We start from the raw sequence: 15,102 nt of genomic DNA, 5'->3' as shown, positions 1-15,102 counted from the left end.
CGTCCTCCAGGTCGATCTCCGTCGATGCCTGGATCACATTACTCATCAGGTGTGTTCTCCTTGATCAGGAGTTACACCAGTGACCGTACAGTCCCTAGCCGCGTCGATCAGGGTTCTAGGCGGATGCCCTGATCACGGATGCGGCCTTGGGCATAGCCGACGAAGTTCCCTCACGGTAGGTCTCCGGACGATGCGTTCCGCCTCGTCGATGCTGTCAGCGGTAACCCGAACTTTCAGGTGAACGTGCACTGCGGCTTCAACTCGGCCACTCGTTGAGGCCGTAGACCTTCAGGGCCACCGCTGTTGCTGACTCAACGTCCCGCTCGCGGAATGCTGAGGCGAGCCGGGCCTTGTGCTCCGCTGAGATGTTGCTGGGATTGGGCACGGGGATTCGGCGAAGGTACTGGGCCTGGAAACGGAGCGTCTTACCCCGCATCTTCACGGCAAAGGCATCGACGAACGCCTCAGCGACCTTGGACAGCAGCAGGCCTCCGAGGATTTCGAGGTCCCACGAGTCCGAGGTTACGAAGTAGAGGTTGTGGTGTGGATAGAAGCCGCCCGTGTCCAGCACGGGATGACTGCTGAGCTTCATATCTGGAAAAAGCAGCTTAGGCCGGGCGGTGAGACCATGCTCAACCTTGTCGATGGTCTTGTACCACTTGTCGGGGGCCTTCTTAGCGATGTACCGCCCGCTGAGCGCTGCGCGGTTTCGGCGGAACCAAGCTGCGAGTCGCGGGTAACGGCCCAAGTCGACGAGTCGTCCGTCCTCATCCCACGGATTGACGAGGAAATTTCCGCTCCATGTGAGGTGCCCGCTTGTGGTATCGCGCACCATCGCGAGAGGGAGGAGACGTTCTTCCTCCACGAGGTTAGCGTCGTTGGTGATGAAAACTTTGTCAGCGCCGGTCGCGACACCGATTCCCACACGGACACCGGACGCCTTATCACCGAGAATCGTGAAGCGCTCCGTCAGATCCTCCAGCGCTGCCAACCGCGCGGGCGAGCCGGATGGCCATAGGTCATCACCGGAGAACCAGTGCGGCATCCGCGCCGCCTCGTAGGTGGGGGTCTGCTTCGCTTCATCGTGGTCGCTGCGCGCCCAGCTCACCAGGTCGCGGGCCGCCATGTCGTTGAACTCTCGCTTGGTGTCGGCGACAACCGCCGACCCCTGTCCGCCGCGTCGAAGGATGGTCACTGCCGGGTACGCGGCTACCTGCTCTTCGAAGGCGTCCACGTCGTGCATGGTTACGCAGGCGTCGAGGGCGAACTCCTCGCTGACCAGCTTGCGCAGCTCCCGGCCGTATTGGTTCCGCATCCACCGGTCGGCGCAGATGAAGCCGAGTCGGCCCCCTTCGCTGAGGGAACGGAGGCCAGCTTCAAAGAATCCGATGTAGATGTCTGCTCGGCCTACCATCGTCGGCCATAGCGTGCGGTAGAGGTTCGTTCGCTTCTCCGGAACGTCTTCCAGTCGGATGTACGGCGGATTGCCGACCACGACATCCACGCTTGGTCGCTTCTCCTGTTCGAGGAGGTAGTCACCACGGCGAACCCATGATTCGGCTACCTTGGCCGCCTCATCTCCCGGCCACCCTCCTTCCGTCAGCAGATGTTCGACACGTGTCCGTGCCGCCATCACGTTCCGAGGTAGGAGGTCGAAGGCCGAGACGGCGTTGATCGCCTCGATGATGTTTCGGTTGTGCGCCTGGCAAGAGTCGCTAACCCTCTGGGCAATGACTTCCAGGAACGCCCCGCGGCCACAGGCTGGCTCCATCAGCCGGAGCGCAGCCAGGTCTTGGTCAGATCGGTAATCGAGGAGGTCGAGGATCATCTCGACGATCCATCGACGGGTGAAGACCTCACCGTGTTCAAGGGCCTCGTCGGGGATCTCTTCCAGCGAGGCACGAGGGACGAGGCTGATGTCCAGGGCGAGCGTTTCCACAAGCGCCACCTTACGGGGAGTTAGGGATGGAGGGCGGCCAACAGGTTCGGACGTTGCATCGCACGCAAGCTGTGATCATGGCGTAGCCTTGATCGCATTCATGACCTGATGCGGGGTCGAGGGGAGCACCGAGAGTGCACAAGGACGACGTACAGCGCGCCATCGAATCGTTCTGGTCTACACGCGAGAGTCAGAGGGCCAGGCTCGAAGATGCGGGGAAGTCGGGCGGTGCAGCGCGCGCGAACGGTCATATGGGCGGAATTGAGCAACTTGTTGCTGACGAGTTCTTAAAGGCAGGTATTCCGGCGGAATGCATTACGACCCGTCAGGCGTATTTGCCGGGCTTCTACAGAGTTCGCAAGCAATGGGATCTCGTCGTCATTCTAGAGGATGTGTTAGTTGCAGCCTTCGAGTTCAAGTCCATGGTCGGAAGTGTGGGCAAGAATCTCAACAACCGGTTCGAGGAAGCACTCGGCTCAGCAACAGACACACACGCAGCGCAGATCAAGAACAATCCCTACGGCGATGTGGGGGCCTGGCTAGGATACGTCTTCATCCTCCAAGAGGACGACGAGAGCGAGCTGAGGAACCGGGGGACTGTCGCGCTCTTTCCGACTGATCCCGTATTTGAGGGAATGTCCTATAGCGAGCGCTATCAGGAGATGGTCCGGCGTTTCCTAGGAGAAAACATATATCAGGCCGGTTGGTTTGTGACGACGAAGGTTACAGACGAAGGCATCGTCTGTAACGAGCCGGTTGCCACTGCGACCGCTGAAGCCTTCTCCATCCAGATCCGAGCTCGCGTGGACTTCGTGAAGTCTGTGCTGAAGTCACGCAGGACGGGCTCGGTTTGAGCGGCCTGAGCGCACATTGCCGAATTGATCTCAAAGGTATCAAGGGCGGCGCTCCGCGCCGCCACGTGGCCCGCTCGCGGCCACACGCTGCGCGTGCGGCCTGGGGGCCGTTCTCGCGCGCGCCCGCGCTCGGGCCACGCCGCTCAAAATTGCTATCCATCAGCGATCAGGTCTCGCTACATTGCCGTCGTGACATCGTCCTTTCAGTACGAAATCAACTGTTGGGCTTGCGGTGAAGACCAGGCAGCCGAGGAGCAGGCAGAACTCGTTACCGGCCGGAGCGGCGAGCACGATGACCAGAAGATCCGCTTAGCCATCGCCACGTGCTACCACTGCTCTGCTCCTAGCGTGCTCCACCAAGAGCTCATCTGGGATGAGTACGCAGAGGAAGAGCGGGTGCGCTCTACCCGAGCAGATGTGGTTTGGCCCATCTCCGACCAGCGAAGCTATGTCCGCGCAGTTGTCATCCCAGAGGAACTACGCCGCGAGCATCAGGAAGCGCAACGTTGCTTCAACGCCGACGCGTACACGGCTACCGTCGTCATGGTCCGACGAGTGCTGGAAGGGGTCTGCTCCGATCACAACATCAGCGCCACGAACCTGGTCCGCGCGCTTGAAGAGATGGAGCGTCAGGGGCTGATCGAAGGCAGGCTTCTGGAGTGGGCGCAGGAGCTACGCGTACTCGGGAATCAAGCAGCCCACTTCACGGGGCGTCCAGTCGCTCGCCAAGACGCGCAGGACGCTCTCGAATTGGCCGAAGCTCTCTTGGACTATCTGTACCTATTTACTGGACGCTTCAACGCGTTCAAGAAGCGCCGAGATGAGGCACAGCAGAATGCCTCCGGCGGGGGCGCTCCTGCACCGGGATGATCGCCGTGTGGTGCGTAGGGCCGTAGGTGGTTGAGGTGGAAGCCTGATCATCCCGTCCACCATCGACCCGGGACAAGCCGAGCGGGCCAGGGCCACGGGGACAAGGTCGTTCCTCCAGTTGGGGGCTCCACCTTGTCCCCGTGGCCCTGGCCCGCTTCCCCTTCGGGCGGGTCGACGGCGAACGGGATGATCAGGCAGGCGGAGTAGGCGCGTCCCGCGCGCCGGGTTACCGTCGTCTCTATGGGCGTTATGCGAGAAACTGCGGCGCGGTGGATGCGAATGCTCACGGTGATGGGGGACAACTCCCTGTCGATGCCGGAGCAGGCCCGCCTGATCTCCGAGGTTAATGGGCCTATTCGGCTCGATGTGAAGCTGCGTCCCTACCGATGGCGCTGGCAGTGGGTCATCGCCAAGGAAGCGTTGGACGCAGCCAGCACCGCCACCCGGACCACGATGAACTGGCACTTTGTGGCCGCCAGTCTCGCCACCAACCACCTCATACACAGACTCAGCGATGTGACAGGCGAGTCACGCGAGGAGATCTTGCAAGAGCTCTCACTCAACATCGACGCCACTATTGTCGCAGCCGAAGACGCGGCTGATCGACGCGATGACGATGGCCCTGACCAGACGGACAGGGGCTGAATGGTCGGAGCAGCAAGATCCGGGATATTCGCGGGATGATCTACAGGGCCAGTTGCAGGGCAACAGCAGTTCGTCGAGGTCAACGAGGAGGACGGCGCTGAATACGCGGTGCACTGTAAAACCGTCGGCTCAGCCTACGCAAGTTCGAACCTTGCACCTGCCACACCAGCAGGAAGAGGCCCGTCACCAGCGGAAACGCGGTGACGGGCCTCTCGCATTGTGTCCGGTCGTCAATGGCCGACCCCAGCCGTCTACGGTTGATCGTTCCCAATGCGTTCCCAATGGATCAAGAGCTTCCACGCCTATGCAGCCGACCCAGATCACTCACGGGTGTGGGGACTACCCCTGGGACCTGGGTGCGCTCATTAGCGACCTCGGATCGCCCCCACGGACGTGGGGACCACGCCAGAAGCGCCCGGGATGCCCGGGGCGCCTGAGGATCATCCCCACGGGCGTGGGGACCACGGCAGGACAGGCACCATGTGGGGTGCAGCCAAGGTACGGCGGAAACCGGCAATAGGCTGAGCGGCCCTCGGGTTTGCGCTGGTGAGGGCAGGGGTTCCCGGATGTGATCGATCTCAGCCCTCGGCGTAGTTGATCTTTTGGTACGTTCCTCGATCCGTATGGGTTGATATTTACGGGTCTGGGGTTGTGGCGTGACGTCGATCGAGCGGACCGCGTATCCGCGGTTCAAGCGGTTCCTGTCGGCCCGGGAGTTGCACGTGTTCTACACGCCGCAGACGGAGGAGATCGCGTGGGCGAGTGGGCAGGTGCGGTCGGACAACCACCTGCTGGCACTGATGGTGCAGCTGAAGTGCTTCAACCGGATGGGCTATTTCCCCCGGCTGGATGACGTCCCGGAGGCAGTGGTGGCCCACAACCGCCGAGATCTCGGGCTGGGCAAGGGCGTCGCCGCGGTGTACGACTCGGACCGGACCCGCGGCCATCATCGGATGCTGATCCGCCGGCGTAGCGAGGTCGTGTCGGACATTCAGCAAGACCGCTGTCGTCGTCATCACCGCGAAGTCCGCCGGGCGCAAGGTCTTCGGCCTCGCCACCGCAGACGTCCGTCTCGCTTGACCTCTTGCGCGTCAGTCCGGCAGCCAGTGCAGCTCGTGCGCCAGGGTTTTGGCGACGGCACGGATGCGGCGGTGTAGTGGCGACTGCTCGCGTGGGAGGACCAGGTGGATCGTCAGGCTGGGCGCGTCCCGCAGCGGTCGCCAGGTGAGACCGGCCGGTGATGCCGTGACCGCGGCTTCTCCGGCCGGGGCGAGGGTGACCCCGTCGCGCAGGTCGCGCTGAGACATGTCGAAAGAGACTGCGGGCGTGTGGAATCGGGGGTGTGGTCGGGTGTCTCGGAACAGTGCGGACAGCTGATCGTGGATCACGGGGTTGGCCGCACGGTCCGGGAGTCGCAGCGGATACGCGGCCGCGTCGGCGATCTCGATCTCCGGGTGTTCGGCCAGCGGATGGTGCTGCGCCAGCTGGACCCCGATGCGCTCACGCCGCAGCAGGAACAGGCGCACGCCACGGCCCGGCTGTTCACCGCGGGTGATCCCGGCATCGATGCGGCCGTCGGCGACCGCGGGGGAGATCTCCGGTGTCGCCATCGGGACCGCGCCGACCTCGAGTCCGCTGTTGCCGCGAATCAGCCTGTCCACCAGGGCCGGTGCCGTCTCGGCCCCGGCGCTGAGGCTGTATCCGATGCGCAGCGTGCCCAGTTCGCCGGCCGCCGCGCTCCGGGCGGTGTCCCATGCCCGGTCCAGCGCCGCCAGCGCGGGCGGCGCGGACTCCGCCAAAGCCGCACCGGCCGTGGTCAATACGACGCTACGCGTGTTGCGGACCAGCAGGGCCGTACCGAGTTCCGCCTCCAATCGGCGCATCCGGGCGCTGAGTGCGGGCTGTGCGATACCGATCCGTGCGGCCGCGCGGGTGAAGTTCAACTCCTGCGCCAGCACCAGGAAGTACCGCAGGCTCACCGTATCCGGCGCCACGTGCCCTCCCTGCCGATTGATAACGATCCGTTCTGAGTCTATCCCGTACCGGTCTTTCCCTCGACCGCACATCAAGCCCTAACCTGCGCATATGGCGATTCAACTGACCGCAGTACCGGACATCGCACTCACGCACACCGCCGATTTCGAGTCCGCCCCAACGGCTCTCGCGAAGGCCGCGGCCACCGAGCCCGGTGTGCTCGACTATGGATTCTGGCGCGACCCGACCCACCCGGGCCCGCCCCGATGTCGTAGCCTTCGTCGGCGACCTCCCGCTGTGGCTGGCCACCGACTCCCACGCGCTCCTCGAAACCACCTCCGTCCTCACCCAGATCCCGATGCTCCGCACCTAGCGAGGTCGGCGGCAGTTCTTAGCAGGAGCTCCCAGGTCACCCGGAGTGTTATGGTCTCGTCTCTGGACGGAGGTCGTCATGCATAAGTTGGTGGTCCTCTATCCCAAGCCCGCCGACCCTGACCACTTCCGCGACTACTACGTGACCAACCACCTTCCACTGGTCATGAATTGGCCCGACCTGCTTGCGTGGCGTTACAGCTTCGACGTGGCGGCGACCAAGGGAGAAGCGCCGTATTTCGCGGTCTTCGAAGGCGACTTCGCTGACGCCGCCGCCATGGCCGCGGCGCGGGAGTCGCCGCAAGGCCAGCGGGTGGCCGCCGATGTCGCCAACTACGCCACCGGCGGTGCGGTCATTATCCACTATCCGGTGCAGGACGGCACCGGCTGAGGCAGGACGGTACGCTCCGGGACGCGTTCGGTCGGCCGTTGCGGCCAGGTCCGGCTATCGGCGGACACCGTTCGCGGTTGCCGGCTCGTTGAGCGTCAAAGGTGGGCCGATGTCCTGGCAGGATGTCACGGTGGTTGATGCGTGCGTGCGGCGCGACGGCCGGGGCGGCAGCCCCACGGCCGTCACCTACGACGACCCGGCGGCGACGGACGCGGACCGGCGTGCGGTCGCTGCTGCGGCCGGCACCTCGCACGCGGCGTTCCTCGGCCCGGGGCGGACGCCGGACGGTGGCTGGCCGGTCCGGTTCTTCACCGCCACCGCCGAACTGTCCGGCTGCGGCCATGGCACCGTTGCCGCGCAGGCCGTCCGGTTGACCCGCACCGCGCTGGGCGAGCTGAACGACCGCCAACACACCGGCGGGCGCACGTTCGACACCGTCGCGATCCGCCGCCCCGCCGGCATCGAGGTATGGTTCGACCAGGGCCTCGTCGCGCTGCGTCACCCGGCATCGGACGAGCGCGCCGCGATCGTCGCCGCGCTCGGGCTCACCGCGGACGACCCGCATCCGACCGACGCGCCACGGATCGCCGCGCCCGGCGCACCACGCATGCTGGTGCCGGTCCACGACCGGTCGGCGCTGCTCCGAGTCTGCCCACACCTCGGCAGGCTGACAGCGGCGTGCCAGCGGTACGGGCTCCTCGGCTGTTTCGTGTACGTACCGCCGGTGGGCGACCGACCGGGTGCGGCGCGGATGTTCGCGCCGGCGATCGGTGTCGACGAGGACGTCGCCAACGCCAACAGCACCGGCTGCCTGGCCGCCCACCTGCTCGACACGACAGGGGCGCAGACGGTCGCGATCGAGGTGGAGCAGGGCGACACCCTCGGTCGACCGGCCAGCGTGCTCGCTTCGGCCCGACGCGGGCCGGCGGGCATCACGACCCGGGTCGGCGGGTTAGCGGTGGTCCGCGACGGACACTGAGGCGACGACTAGACCGTCCTCTTCTGCGATCCGCGCATGGGGCGGGGGCTGTCCGCTGCGGTCGAGCGTTGGCACCCGGTGGCGGCCGTCAGCGGGACGCGGTGTCGAGGGCGCGGCTGAGTGTCCATCGGGAGACGCGCAGCTTGGCGGCGACGGCGGTTCGGGTGTGTCCGGTGCCGAGCAGGATGCGGGCGTCGGCGATCCGTTCGGAGGTCAGGGCGCGAGGACGGCCGCCGACGCGGCCTCGGGCGCGGGCGCGCGCTGACACGGTTGGGTGCCGCGACTGCGCCCACTTCGATGACCTCGCCTCTGAGTCGGTCTCTGGCTTGGTCAGGTATGCCTGTCCGGGACGCTTCTGCTCTATGGAGGCCGGCCATGCTTATCGCTGCAGATGTGGATCCTGCTCATGCCGTACCGGCTCGGGCTGGGCGCGGCACCAGTCCACGACGCGGTACGTGATGCGGTCGAAAGGTGCGTCACTGGTGAGAGGGCGTTCGAAGTCGGCCAGACGATCCAGGTCCATGGCCAATTCTGCCAAGGTCCCCTCGGTGAAGAGTCCCGACCTGGTGAGGGTCTCGCGTAGGTAGGCCAGGAGACGTTCATAGTGCTCGTCCCAGTTGACGTTTCCGTTCCGCTGCGCCTCATCTCGAAGCTTCTCGACTGCACGCAACAACTCGCCTTGGACGGTGGCCGACTGGCCTCGACGTGGGACATGGGTCTGCCAAATCCTGCGAGCTTCAGCCGCATATGACGCATCCATGGCGGCCACCGTACAACCACGCTGCCGGCCGGCCTCCAGCACCGAGGTGATCTCAGTCAGGGGTGGTGAGCCTTGCGCGCCTGCTGGCTGACGCCAAGGCAAGCGACCACACGTGATGCGTCGGGAGCCAGGAAGAGCTGAAAGTGGTAGGCGGGGTCTGTGCCTTTGACGACGCCCAGGATGAGGTGCTGAAGTCCGCAGCCACTGAGCAGCGTGACCGCCTCGTCAAAGCCGAGGGATGGGATCTCAAGCCGGTGGGTAAGACGTGCGCGACGCTGGTAAGCCCTGGTCAGGTAGAGCGCTTCGATCGGGTCCGGCCATATCTCGAAGTAGCTCCAGCCGCGCGCGCACGACGGCACGCATGGCCTGCTTCCCCTCCTGAGCTGTCGAGGAGTTGAACGGGCTTCTCTCTATCCGCGAAGGCAGCGTACGCACAGCGCAGTGTCTGGGAGCCATGCGATATACGTGCAATGATCATGAGGACGGGGGACTGCCGACATTGCTCCGTCCCAGGTAGAAGGCCATGTGCTATCCGCAACGGTCACGCGCTGTAAACCATCGAAGGAGGTTGCGGTGGCCGATCCCCTCACCCCGTTCCGTTGGGTAGAAGCCTCGCCAGGAGACCGTGACGATCTGCTGGGTGAGATTTTCTGCGTGTCCTTTTTTCGCAGGCTCGAACCTGCCGAGGTGCTGCGCCGCTTCGGGGCTGGACACGCAGGGCGGGAGATGACCTTTCACGAACTCGCCGTGAAGGTCTGGGAGTCCATAGGGATGACCGACGACGACTATGTCGGTGTTGTCCAGGTCGGTGAGTGGGGCGTGGCCGTCGAACTGCGGGGGTTCCAGGCGACGCTGGCCGAGCCGTTGACCGGATTGTCCCGGGGATGTGAGGTGGTGGCCGTCGGACGGCACGATTATGCGGAGGACAGCTTCGTGTACGCGGTAGATGGCGAGCTCGTCACCAGCTTCACGCCGCACCTGCCAGGCACTCGGTGGGGCAGCGACCCGGACCGGATCAACGAGCTCATGCGTGAAACCGGCTTGTCTCCGGAGAAGTTGGATGAAGAGGCATGGGAGGCGACGTGGGATGACATGTACACCAATAGGATCTCGCGTGCGTTCTTGCTGGCGGCCAAGATCACTGGCGTGGTGTTCACTCCGAGCGTCCTCGATGGGCTCCTGCTCGTCGGCGCCATCGGTCAGTGATCACGAGGGCGGCGTGCACTGATGTCGCGGGTGGCCACCAGGTCTTTCCGGCTACCGAATCTGCGGTGAACCGCTGGTCCTCTGCAGGTGGAAGGCCCTCTCTCCCGAGAGATCCGCGGTCCCGGGGGTGATCGTGGCTGGCTCTGCCGCGCGAGAAATGTGTGGGATGATCTTCTCTGGTAGGAGACGGGTGAGAGCCGCACCATGCTGCTTGAACAGTGCGAATGAGCTTTCGGCAGGGCGCAGACCACCCACGCACCTTCCCTCCTGATCATCGCGTGAGCAGAATCTTGACCGTCTGTAGATCGCCATGAGATATTCCGATCGATCTTGATCGTGGCGGCAAGGTGCCCGGCACACGCGCACCTCCCTCGCATCCCAAACCCCACGCTGACGCCACTTCGGCGTGCCCGCTCCCCCCCCCGCGGAAGGCAACTACATGCAAGTGCGTGCACCGAACGGCCAGAGTCTCACCGTCGACGGAAACCCCCGGTCCTTCATCGGCGGCTGGGCCTACATCATCTGGGCACACGGCCCCACCGGTGGCACCCGCTTCCAGATCACCCCGGCGGGATCCGCCGAGATCGTCTCCAAGCAACTGGGCGACTGGGCCCGCTACACCGTGCGTGAGGCGCAGTGGAACGGCGGCCGGATCCTGTCGCTGGAGGACCCGGCGAGCGGCACCAACATGGTGTGGGTGGGACCGCACAACGAGGTCTCCACCTTCTTCAACGGCACGGGTGTCCCGTTCGAAGCCTTCATGGACATCCTGGCTAAGTTCGACATCCAGGACACGCCAGATGGGCTGACCATGCTGCCGCGGGCGGGATCCGGCCTGACGCTCGGCAACCTGCTTGCGGTCAACACCATCGACCAGGTCTGCAACGTCCAGGTCAAGCCGGTCGGGGACGCCTCGGAGTCGATCCCGCGCTCCAAGGGTAAGCGCGTGCGCGGCGGCTCGATGTGGCGCGTCGACGAGCAAGACGCGGCCGGCGCCGTGCAGACCCGCTCGGCCTTCATGGTCAACGACACCGCGGCGACGACCGTCGTCGCCGCCCGCCCGGACGACGTGCGCTTCATCGACGTCGTGGAGTCCATCTCGTGCAGGCTGAGCTGAACCGATGAGAGCTTTCCTGGATTCGCTGGCGGTCCTGTCCTTCCTGGGAACGGTGCTGCTGTTCTTCGCCTTCGCCGCGCTGCTGAACATGGTTCGCGAGCTGCAGAGCAAGCTGCTCCAGGCGCAGGCGGCCACGCCGGCCGCGCCTGCTGTCAGATCGGTGACCAGGTTCGGCTCCGACGACGGTCTGCCCACTTTCGTCCTGGTCGTGTCCGAGCGCTGCCCCAACTGCGTGGAGCGTGCCCACCACCTCGCCGCCGTGGCAGGGCCGGACCTGCCCGCGCACGCTGTGCTGCTGGCCTCCGCCGACCATTGCGCCGAGTGGGTGGCCGACAGCCAGGTCCTGCCCGTCATCGACGCCGCCCTGCTCGGCAAGATCGCCGTCGGCGCCACCCCGACGCTGGTCAAGTACTCCGCCGACGGGACAGAGGAATGGCGCAGGGTCGTCGGTTCCGACGACGACCTCGACGCCTTCCTCGCCGTCAGCCCCTCAGAGAGGTCAAGCGCATGACAGTCGATGTCGACCGTTACTGGGCCGACGTGCCCTCCGTGGAAGACGAGCCCGACACCGGCGGGCGCCCCAGCCTGAGCTGGTCGGCTCCCTCCCGCCGCACCGTCTTCAAGACCATGGGCGTGCTGGGCGGCGCCCTGGCCCTGAACGTGCTGTCCGCCCTGCCGGGCAGGAACACCAGCGCCTATGCGGCGGTGGGCAACGAGTACACCGACTGTGCCGGCTACAGCAATAACAGCGGCTACAACAACAACACCAAGGCCTGCGTCGGCGCCACCTACTCCAGGAGCTACTGCGGTTCCGACGGCTGGTTCCTGCGCTCCTCCGGCACCTGCTACAACAGCTACGCGATCAAGGCGTGCGGTGCGGGCAGCCTGGCCGACAGGAACGCCTGGCGGTGGACGCACAGCGGCACCAAGTACCGCTGTGCCGACGGAAACGTCGCCACCTGCGGCGGAACCTACTTCTACATCTGCTCCTGGGCCTTGTAGCGCAGGATGAGCAACACCTTCGCCGCCACCCGGGTCGCGTTCGGCATCGCGCTGAGCACGGCCCTGGTGGTGGCCGCCCACCAGGTCTGGACCCCGTCGTTCACCCCACTTGCCTGGGCGCTGTTGGGGGTGACGGCCGGGTTCTCGCTGTCCGGTTCCGTTTGAAGCCTTAACTCAGCGGACCTGCTGACCTCGTCGGTCTGGCGAGGTAAGTTGCCGGTGTTCAGCATCGGACTCATGCTCGGCGCGCTACTGGCCGGGCTCATCACTGGGGCGCTCGGTGGGCTGGCCTCAATCATCCCGGAAACGGTGAGATTGTGGATGCTCGTGCCGGTCATCATCGTCATCATGCTCTTCGAACTGGCTGGGCGGCCGCTGTCGCTGCCGCAGAACCGCCGGCTCGTGCCGCAGGACGTCATCCCTCGCGCCGACTTCGCCGGACCGCTGCAGTTCGGCTTCGAGATGGGTACGGGTGTGCGCACCTTCACTCCGACGGCGCTGCCCCAGCTGCTCGTCCTGGTCATCGTGCTGGCCGGAGGACTGGGGCCGGGGCTGCTGGCCGGGCTGGGCTTCGGGATGGGCAGGGTACTCATGCCGCTCTCCCGCGCGCTCAGCGGCGACCCGCGCCAGTGGGACACGAATCTGCTGGCCTCGACGGCATGGGTGGGGCGTCTGTGCGCCACCGGGTTCCTGCTGTCGATTGCGCTCCTAGGACTCTATAGATGAGCGTCTATGACACGCTGCCCGCCTGCTTCGCGCTGGCGGGCGCCGTGCTGCTGGTCGTTGCCGCGGTGCGCCGCCGCGGCAACCTGAACGCGGTGGTCAAAGCACACGGTCTGCTTCCTGGATTCCTGGTACGGCTTACGCCGCTGATCGGCCCTGCCGAGGGCCTGGCCGGTGCCGCCGTACTGGCCGGTTGGGTGACCGGAGAAGCCGGACTGTTGCGGTTCGCCGCCGCGGCCGTGGCGCTCTGGTACCTGGCGCTGGCCGTCTACCTGGCCGTACTGCTGCGGCGTAGGGGCAGGGTGCCGTGCGGGTGCCTCGATGAGACCAGCCCGGTGTCGGCGGTGAAGGTCGGCCGCGCCGTACTGCTGGCTCTGGCGACGGCACCGGTCGTCGGAGGGTGGCCGCCGGTACCGGCTGAGCTGGGCGTGCGGCTGCTCGCCTGCGGGCTGGCCGCCTTCGCAGCGGGGTTCCTGATCATTGCCGGCATGGTGGCCGATCTTCGGGGAACCTCCGCGGCCCACGGGCGGTAATCATTTTGACGAACCCCCGGGGGAGGACCAGGCATGAACCGCATGATCGTGATCATTATCGCGCTGCTCTGCACTGCCTGTGGCACGGCGACGGCGCGGAAGGCCGATCCTCCCTCGCTCCTCCTCGAACCAGGCCAGCTCAAGGACGGCCGCGCGTGGACGGTCGCGGGCACGTCGCACGGGACGTGGCACGACCTGGACGCGGACCTGGTGCCTTGCGGGAAACAGGTCATAGCGCCGACGGAGGCCGTGACCCAGTGGCGATCCTTCACGGCGACGGACGGGGCCACAGTGACGCAGGTCGTAGTAAGCGGGGTGGACGCCATGGACGCGTTCAAGTCCTTCCATGCGGAGTGCGGCGCGGTCGGCAGCGTCGATTCTGTGGCGGGACCCAAGAACGTCGCGCGCCACGACGGCGAGGTCGAGGTGGCGGCGATGTCGAAGGACAGGTTCATCGTGCTCGGCGGCACAGCCTCCGATACGCAGCTTCAGCTGTTCGCGGAGACCGCGCGCACCCATTTGGACACCATGACGTCCTAGTGTCACGAGGGCAGGCAAGCGGTCGGTAATCGGGCACATGTGATCATCGGCAGGCGCCGGGTTCAGGACACGGTGGGCCCGACGGCTTTGAAGACCAGTACCGTGGACCCGTCCGGGGTGTCGATCTGCAACGCGTAACAACCGGGAGCCTTCAGCCGGACGTAGCTGGGACGGTCGCGCCAATCCTCGGCCCGCGGATCCGGCGGGATGACGATCTCGTTCCTGAGCTGCTCGCCCTGCGTGCCGTCGAACGCGACGGGACTGTCGCCGTCCAGCCGCCGCCCCTTGATGACGACGGGATCGCGCAGGTCAGGCGCGACGAACCAGAGCACCTTCGCGCCACCCCAGCCGCTGCCGGCGAACAGTGTGCCCGGCTCGGCTGAGGTGTACTCCAGCACAGGCCCCATGACCGGCCGGGCCGGGCCCTCGCCGAGGGTGTCGCCGCCGAGGGCGGTCGGCCGGGTCACGGTACGGGTTACGGGGCAGTCGCCCCCAGGGGCGACAGAAGGGGCGGCCGATGGCCTACCGGCCTGGTCTTGGGCACAGCCGGCGATGGCCGCGGCGGCCATCGCGGCGGCCATCGCCCGCGCCGGGCGGCTCACAGCACCAGAACCCAGGCGAACGTCACGGTCAACGCGGTGAGCGACAACACCCGCGCCGCCCGGAAGACCACGCTTCGCCCCCGAATCTCGAAGTCGCCGATCTCCGAGGCGTTGCGGCCGATCGGCGCCACCAGATACGGGATCGCCCGGGCGCTCACGAATACCAGAACCGCCGTGAGAGCCAGGAACACGTCGCCGGTCACCACGGGAATGGCCAGAGCGACATGGAACACGGCGTACGGCGCGTCGGTCAGGAACCCGAAACCGAGAGCTCTTCCCCAGCGCGTCACCGCGTCGGCATTGTTCATGTTGACGAACTCGGTCGGCACCAGCCATCGGAAAGACATCTTCCGATGCGGGCCGCCCACCCATTCACTGACGGTGAATGCGCCGAGGACCACGGCGACCGCGACGTTCCGCGGGCCTTGATTCAGTGGCAGCAACCACGAAAGGGCGGACAGCGACACCACCACAACAGCTAGGAATCCGGCGCCGATGGCCAATCCACCGACGAATCTGGGAATGGTGTTACGTGGCGACGCATACAGCGTGCCGGCGGCGTTCATTCCTCAAGCGGTGGCGAAAGAGAGCACAC

22 protein-coding genes are annotated in these 15,102 nt (G+C 65.8%); 14 read left to right on the top strand and 8 right to left on the bottom strand.

The features are described 5' to 3' along the window. Positions 1–256: 256 nt before the first annotated feature. Complete coding sequence (locus ACWD0F_RS39980) at positions 257–1,939, bottom strand: HsdM family class I SAM-dependent methyltransferase (protein WP_449886054.1); 1,683 nt, start codon at positions 1,937–1,939, stop codon at positions 257–259. A gap of 134 nt (positions 1,940–2,073) precedes the next feature. Here ACWD0F_RS39980 and ACWD0F_RS39975 point away from each other — a divergent pair, with 134 nt between their 5' ends. The 4 genes from ACWD0F_RS39975 to ACWD0F_RS39960 all read left to right on the top strand — a co-directional run bounded on the left by ACWD0F_RS39975 (position 2,074) and on the right by ACWD0F_RS39960 (position 5,465). Further along, positions 2,074–2,793 (top strand): PaeR7I family type II restriction endonuclease, encoded by a 720-nt coding sequence (locus tag ACWD0F_RS39975; RefSeq protein WP_449886051.1) that lies wholly within the window; start codon positions 2,074–2,076, stop codon positions 2,791–2,793. A gap of 189 nt (positions 2,794–2,982) precedes the next feature. Then, positions 2,983–3,663, top strand: coding sequence for a DUF4145 domain-containing protein (locus ACWD0F_RS39970; RefSeq protein WP_449886049.1), 681 nt, complete (start codon positions 2,983–2,985; stop codon positions 3,661–3,663). 279 nt (positions 3,664–3,942) lie between these two features. Beyond that, positions 3,943–4,308 carry a hypothetical protein gene (locus ACWD0F_RS39965; RefSeq protein ID WP_449886046.1) on the top strand — a complete coding sequence of 122 codons (366 nt, stop codon included), beginning with the start codon at positions 3,943–3,945 and terminating at the stop codon, positions 4,306–4,308. A gap of 656 nt (positions 4,309–4,964) precedes the next feature. Further along, on the top strand, positions 4,965–5,465 hold the full coding sequence (locus ACWD0F_RS39960; protein ID WP_449886043.1) for a DUF4158 domain-containing protein: 501 nt from the start codon (positions 4,965–4,967) through the stop codon (positions 5,463–5,465). Here the strand turns inward: ACWD0F_RS39960 and ACWD0F_RS39955 are convergent. Next, positions 5,400–6,302 (bottom strand): LysR substrate-binding domain-containing protein, encoded by a 903-nt coding sequence (locus tag ACWD0F_RS39955; protein WP_449886041.1) that lies wholly within the window; start codon positions 6,300–6,302, stop codon positions 5,400–5,402. The genes ACWD0F_RS39960 and ACWD0F_RS39955 overlap by 66 nt on opposite strands. Before the next feature lie 206 nt (positions 6,303–6,508). Here ACWD0F_RS39955 and ACWD0F_RS39950 point away from each other — a divergent pair, with 206 nt between their 5' ends. From ACWD0F_RS39950 to ACWD0F_RS39940, 3 genes are all read left to right on the top strand, one after another. Then, entirely contained in the window at positions 6,509–6,655 is a 147-nt protein-coding gene (locus tag ACWD0F_RS39950; RefSeq protein WP_449886038.1) for a hypothetical protein, read from the top strand. Positions 6,656–6,733: 78 nt separating this feature from the next. Next, positions 6,734–7,045 carry an EthD family reductase gene (locus tag ACWD0F_RS39945; RefSeq protein WP_449886036.1) on the top strand — a complete coding sequence of 104 codons (312 nt, stop codon included), beginning with the start codon at positions 6,734–6,736 and terminating at the stop codon, positions 7,043–7,045. A gap of 109 nt (positions 7,046–7,154) precedes the next feature. Then, positions 7,155–8,024 (top strand): PhzF family phenazine biosynthesis protein, encoded by an 870-nt coding sequence (locus ACWD0F_RS39940; RefSeq protein ID WP_449886034.1) that lies wholly within the window; start codon positions 7,155–7,157, stop codon positions 8,022–8,024. A gap of 88 nt (positions 8,025–8,112) precedes the next feature. Here the strand turns inward: ACWD0F_RS39940 and ACWD0F_RS39935 are convergent, their stop codons facing one another. The 3 genes from ACWD0F_RS39935 to ACWD0F_RS39925 form a co-directional block, all read right to left on the bottom strand. Continuing rightward, positions 8,113–8,292 carry a helix-turn-helix domain-containing protein gene (locus tag ACWD0F_RS39935; RefSeq protein ID WP_449886032.1) on the bottom strand — a complete coding sequence of 60 codons (180 nt, stop codon included), beginning with the start codon at positions 8,290–8,292 and terminating at the stop codon, positions 8,113–8,115. A 111-nt stretch (positions 8,293–8,403) separates the two neighbouring features. Further along, positions 8,404–8,694, bottom strand: a complete 291-nt coding sequence (locus ACWD0F_RS39930) for a hypothetical protein (protein WP_449886029.1) — start codon at positions 8,692–8,694, stop codon at positions 8,404–8,406. 146 nt (positions 8,695–8,840) lie between these two features. After that, a complete protein-coding gene (locus ACWD0F_RS39925) occupies positions 8,841–9,143 on the bottom strand; it encodes a hypothetical protein (protein WP_449886027.1) in 303 nt (100 codons plus the stop codon). Between the two features lie 214 nt (positions 9,144–9,357). Between ACWD0F_RS39925 and ACWD0F_RS39920 the strand changes: the two genes are divergently transcribed. From ACWD0F_RS39920 to ACWD0F_RS39905, 4 genes are all read left to right on the top strand, one after another. Continuing rightward, positions 9,358–9,990, top strand: coding sequence for a DUF6461 domain-containing protein (locus ACWD0F_RS39920; RefSeq protein WP_449886024.1), 633 nt, complete (start codon positions 9,358–9,360; stop codon positions 9,988–9,990). Positions 9,991–10,429: 439 nt separating this feature from the next. Beyond that, on the top strand, positions 10,430–11,107 hold the full coding sequence (locus tag ACWD0F_RS39915) for a hypothetical protein (RefSeq protein WP_449886021.1): 678 nt from the start codon (positions 10,430–10,432) through the stop codon (positions 11,105–11,107). 4 nt (positions 11,108–11,111) lie between these two features. Beyond that, complete coding sequence (locus ACWD0F_RS39910; RefSeq protein WP_449886018.1) at positions 11,112–11,618, top strand: hypothetical protein; 507 nt, start codon at positions 11,112–11,114, stop codon at positions 11,616–11,618. Next, on the top strand, positions 11,615–12,109 hold the full coding sequence (locus ACWD0F_RS39905) for a hypothetical protein (RefSeq protein ID WP_449886015.1): 495 nt from the start codon (positions 11,615–11,617) through the stop codon (positions 12,107–12,109). Before ACWD0F_RS39910 ends, ACWD0F_RS39905 begins: the two co-directional genes overlap by 4 nt. Here ACWD0F_RS39905 and ACWD0F_RS39900 read toward each other — a convergent pair. Then, the gene (locus tag ACWD0F_RS39900) at positions 12,085–12,348 is read right to left on the bottom strand and encodes a hypothetical protein (RefSeq protein WP_449886012.1); all 264 of its coding nucleotides are present in this window, start codon (positions 12,346–12,348) and stop codon (positions 12,085–12,087) included. The two genes, ACWD0F_RS39905 and ACWD0F_RS39900, sit on opposite strands and share 25 nt — an antisense overlap. On the opposite strand from ACWD0F_RS39900, the gene ACWD0F_RS39895 reads away from it, so the two are divergent. From ACWD0F_RS39895 to ACWD0F_RS39885, 3 genes are read left to right on the top strand one after another with little or no spacing between them, the layout of a single operon-like run. After that, positions 12,347–12,835: a hypothetical protein gene (locus ACWD0F_RS39895; RefSeq protein ID WP_449886010.1), complete on the top strand. Its 489-nt coding sequence runs from the start codon at positions 12,347–12,349 to the stop codon at positions 12,833–12,835. The genes ACWD0F_RS39900 and ACWD0F_RS39895 overlap by 2 nt on opposite strands. Beyond that, entirely contained in the window at positions 12,832–13,365 is a 534-nt protein-coding gene (locus ACWD0F_RS39890) for a MauE/DoxX family redox-associated membrane protein (protein WP_449886007.1), read from the top strand. Before ACWD0F_RS39895 ends, ACWD0F_RS39890 begins: the two co-directional genes overlap by 4 nt. Before the next feature lie 33 nt (positions 13,366–13,398). Then, positions 13,399–13,905, top strand: a complete 507-nt coding sequence (locus ACWD0F_RS39885; protein ID WP_449886005.1) for a hypothetical protein — start codon at positions 13,399–13,401, stop codon at positions 13,903–13,905. A gap of 62 nt (positions 13,906–13,967) precedes the next feature. On the opposite strand, the gene ACWD0F_RS39880 is transcribed toward ACWD0F_RS39885, so the two are convergent. Next, a complete protein-coding gene (locus ACWD0F_RS39880; RefSeq protein ID WP_449886003.1) occupies positions 13,968–14,372 on the bottom strand; it encodes a hypothetical protein in 405 nt (134 codons plus the stop codon). Between the two features lie 131 nt (positions 14,373–14,503). Then, positions 14,504–15,073 (bottom strand): hypothetical protein, encoded by a 570-nt coding sequence (locus ACWD0F_RS39875; protein WP_449886000.1) that lies wholly within the window; start codon positions 15,071–15,073, stop codon positions 14,504–14,506. Between the last annotated feature and the right edge of the window lie 29 nt (positions 15,074–15,102).

The sequence above is a fragment of the Nonomuraea sp. NPDC002799 genome (genome assembly GCF_053592075.1).
Note: the sequence above shows the minus strand (reverse complement) of the source record. Positions and strands in the feature narration are given on the sequence as shown.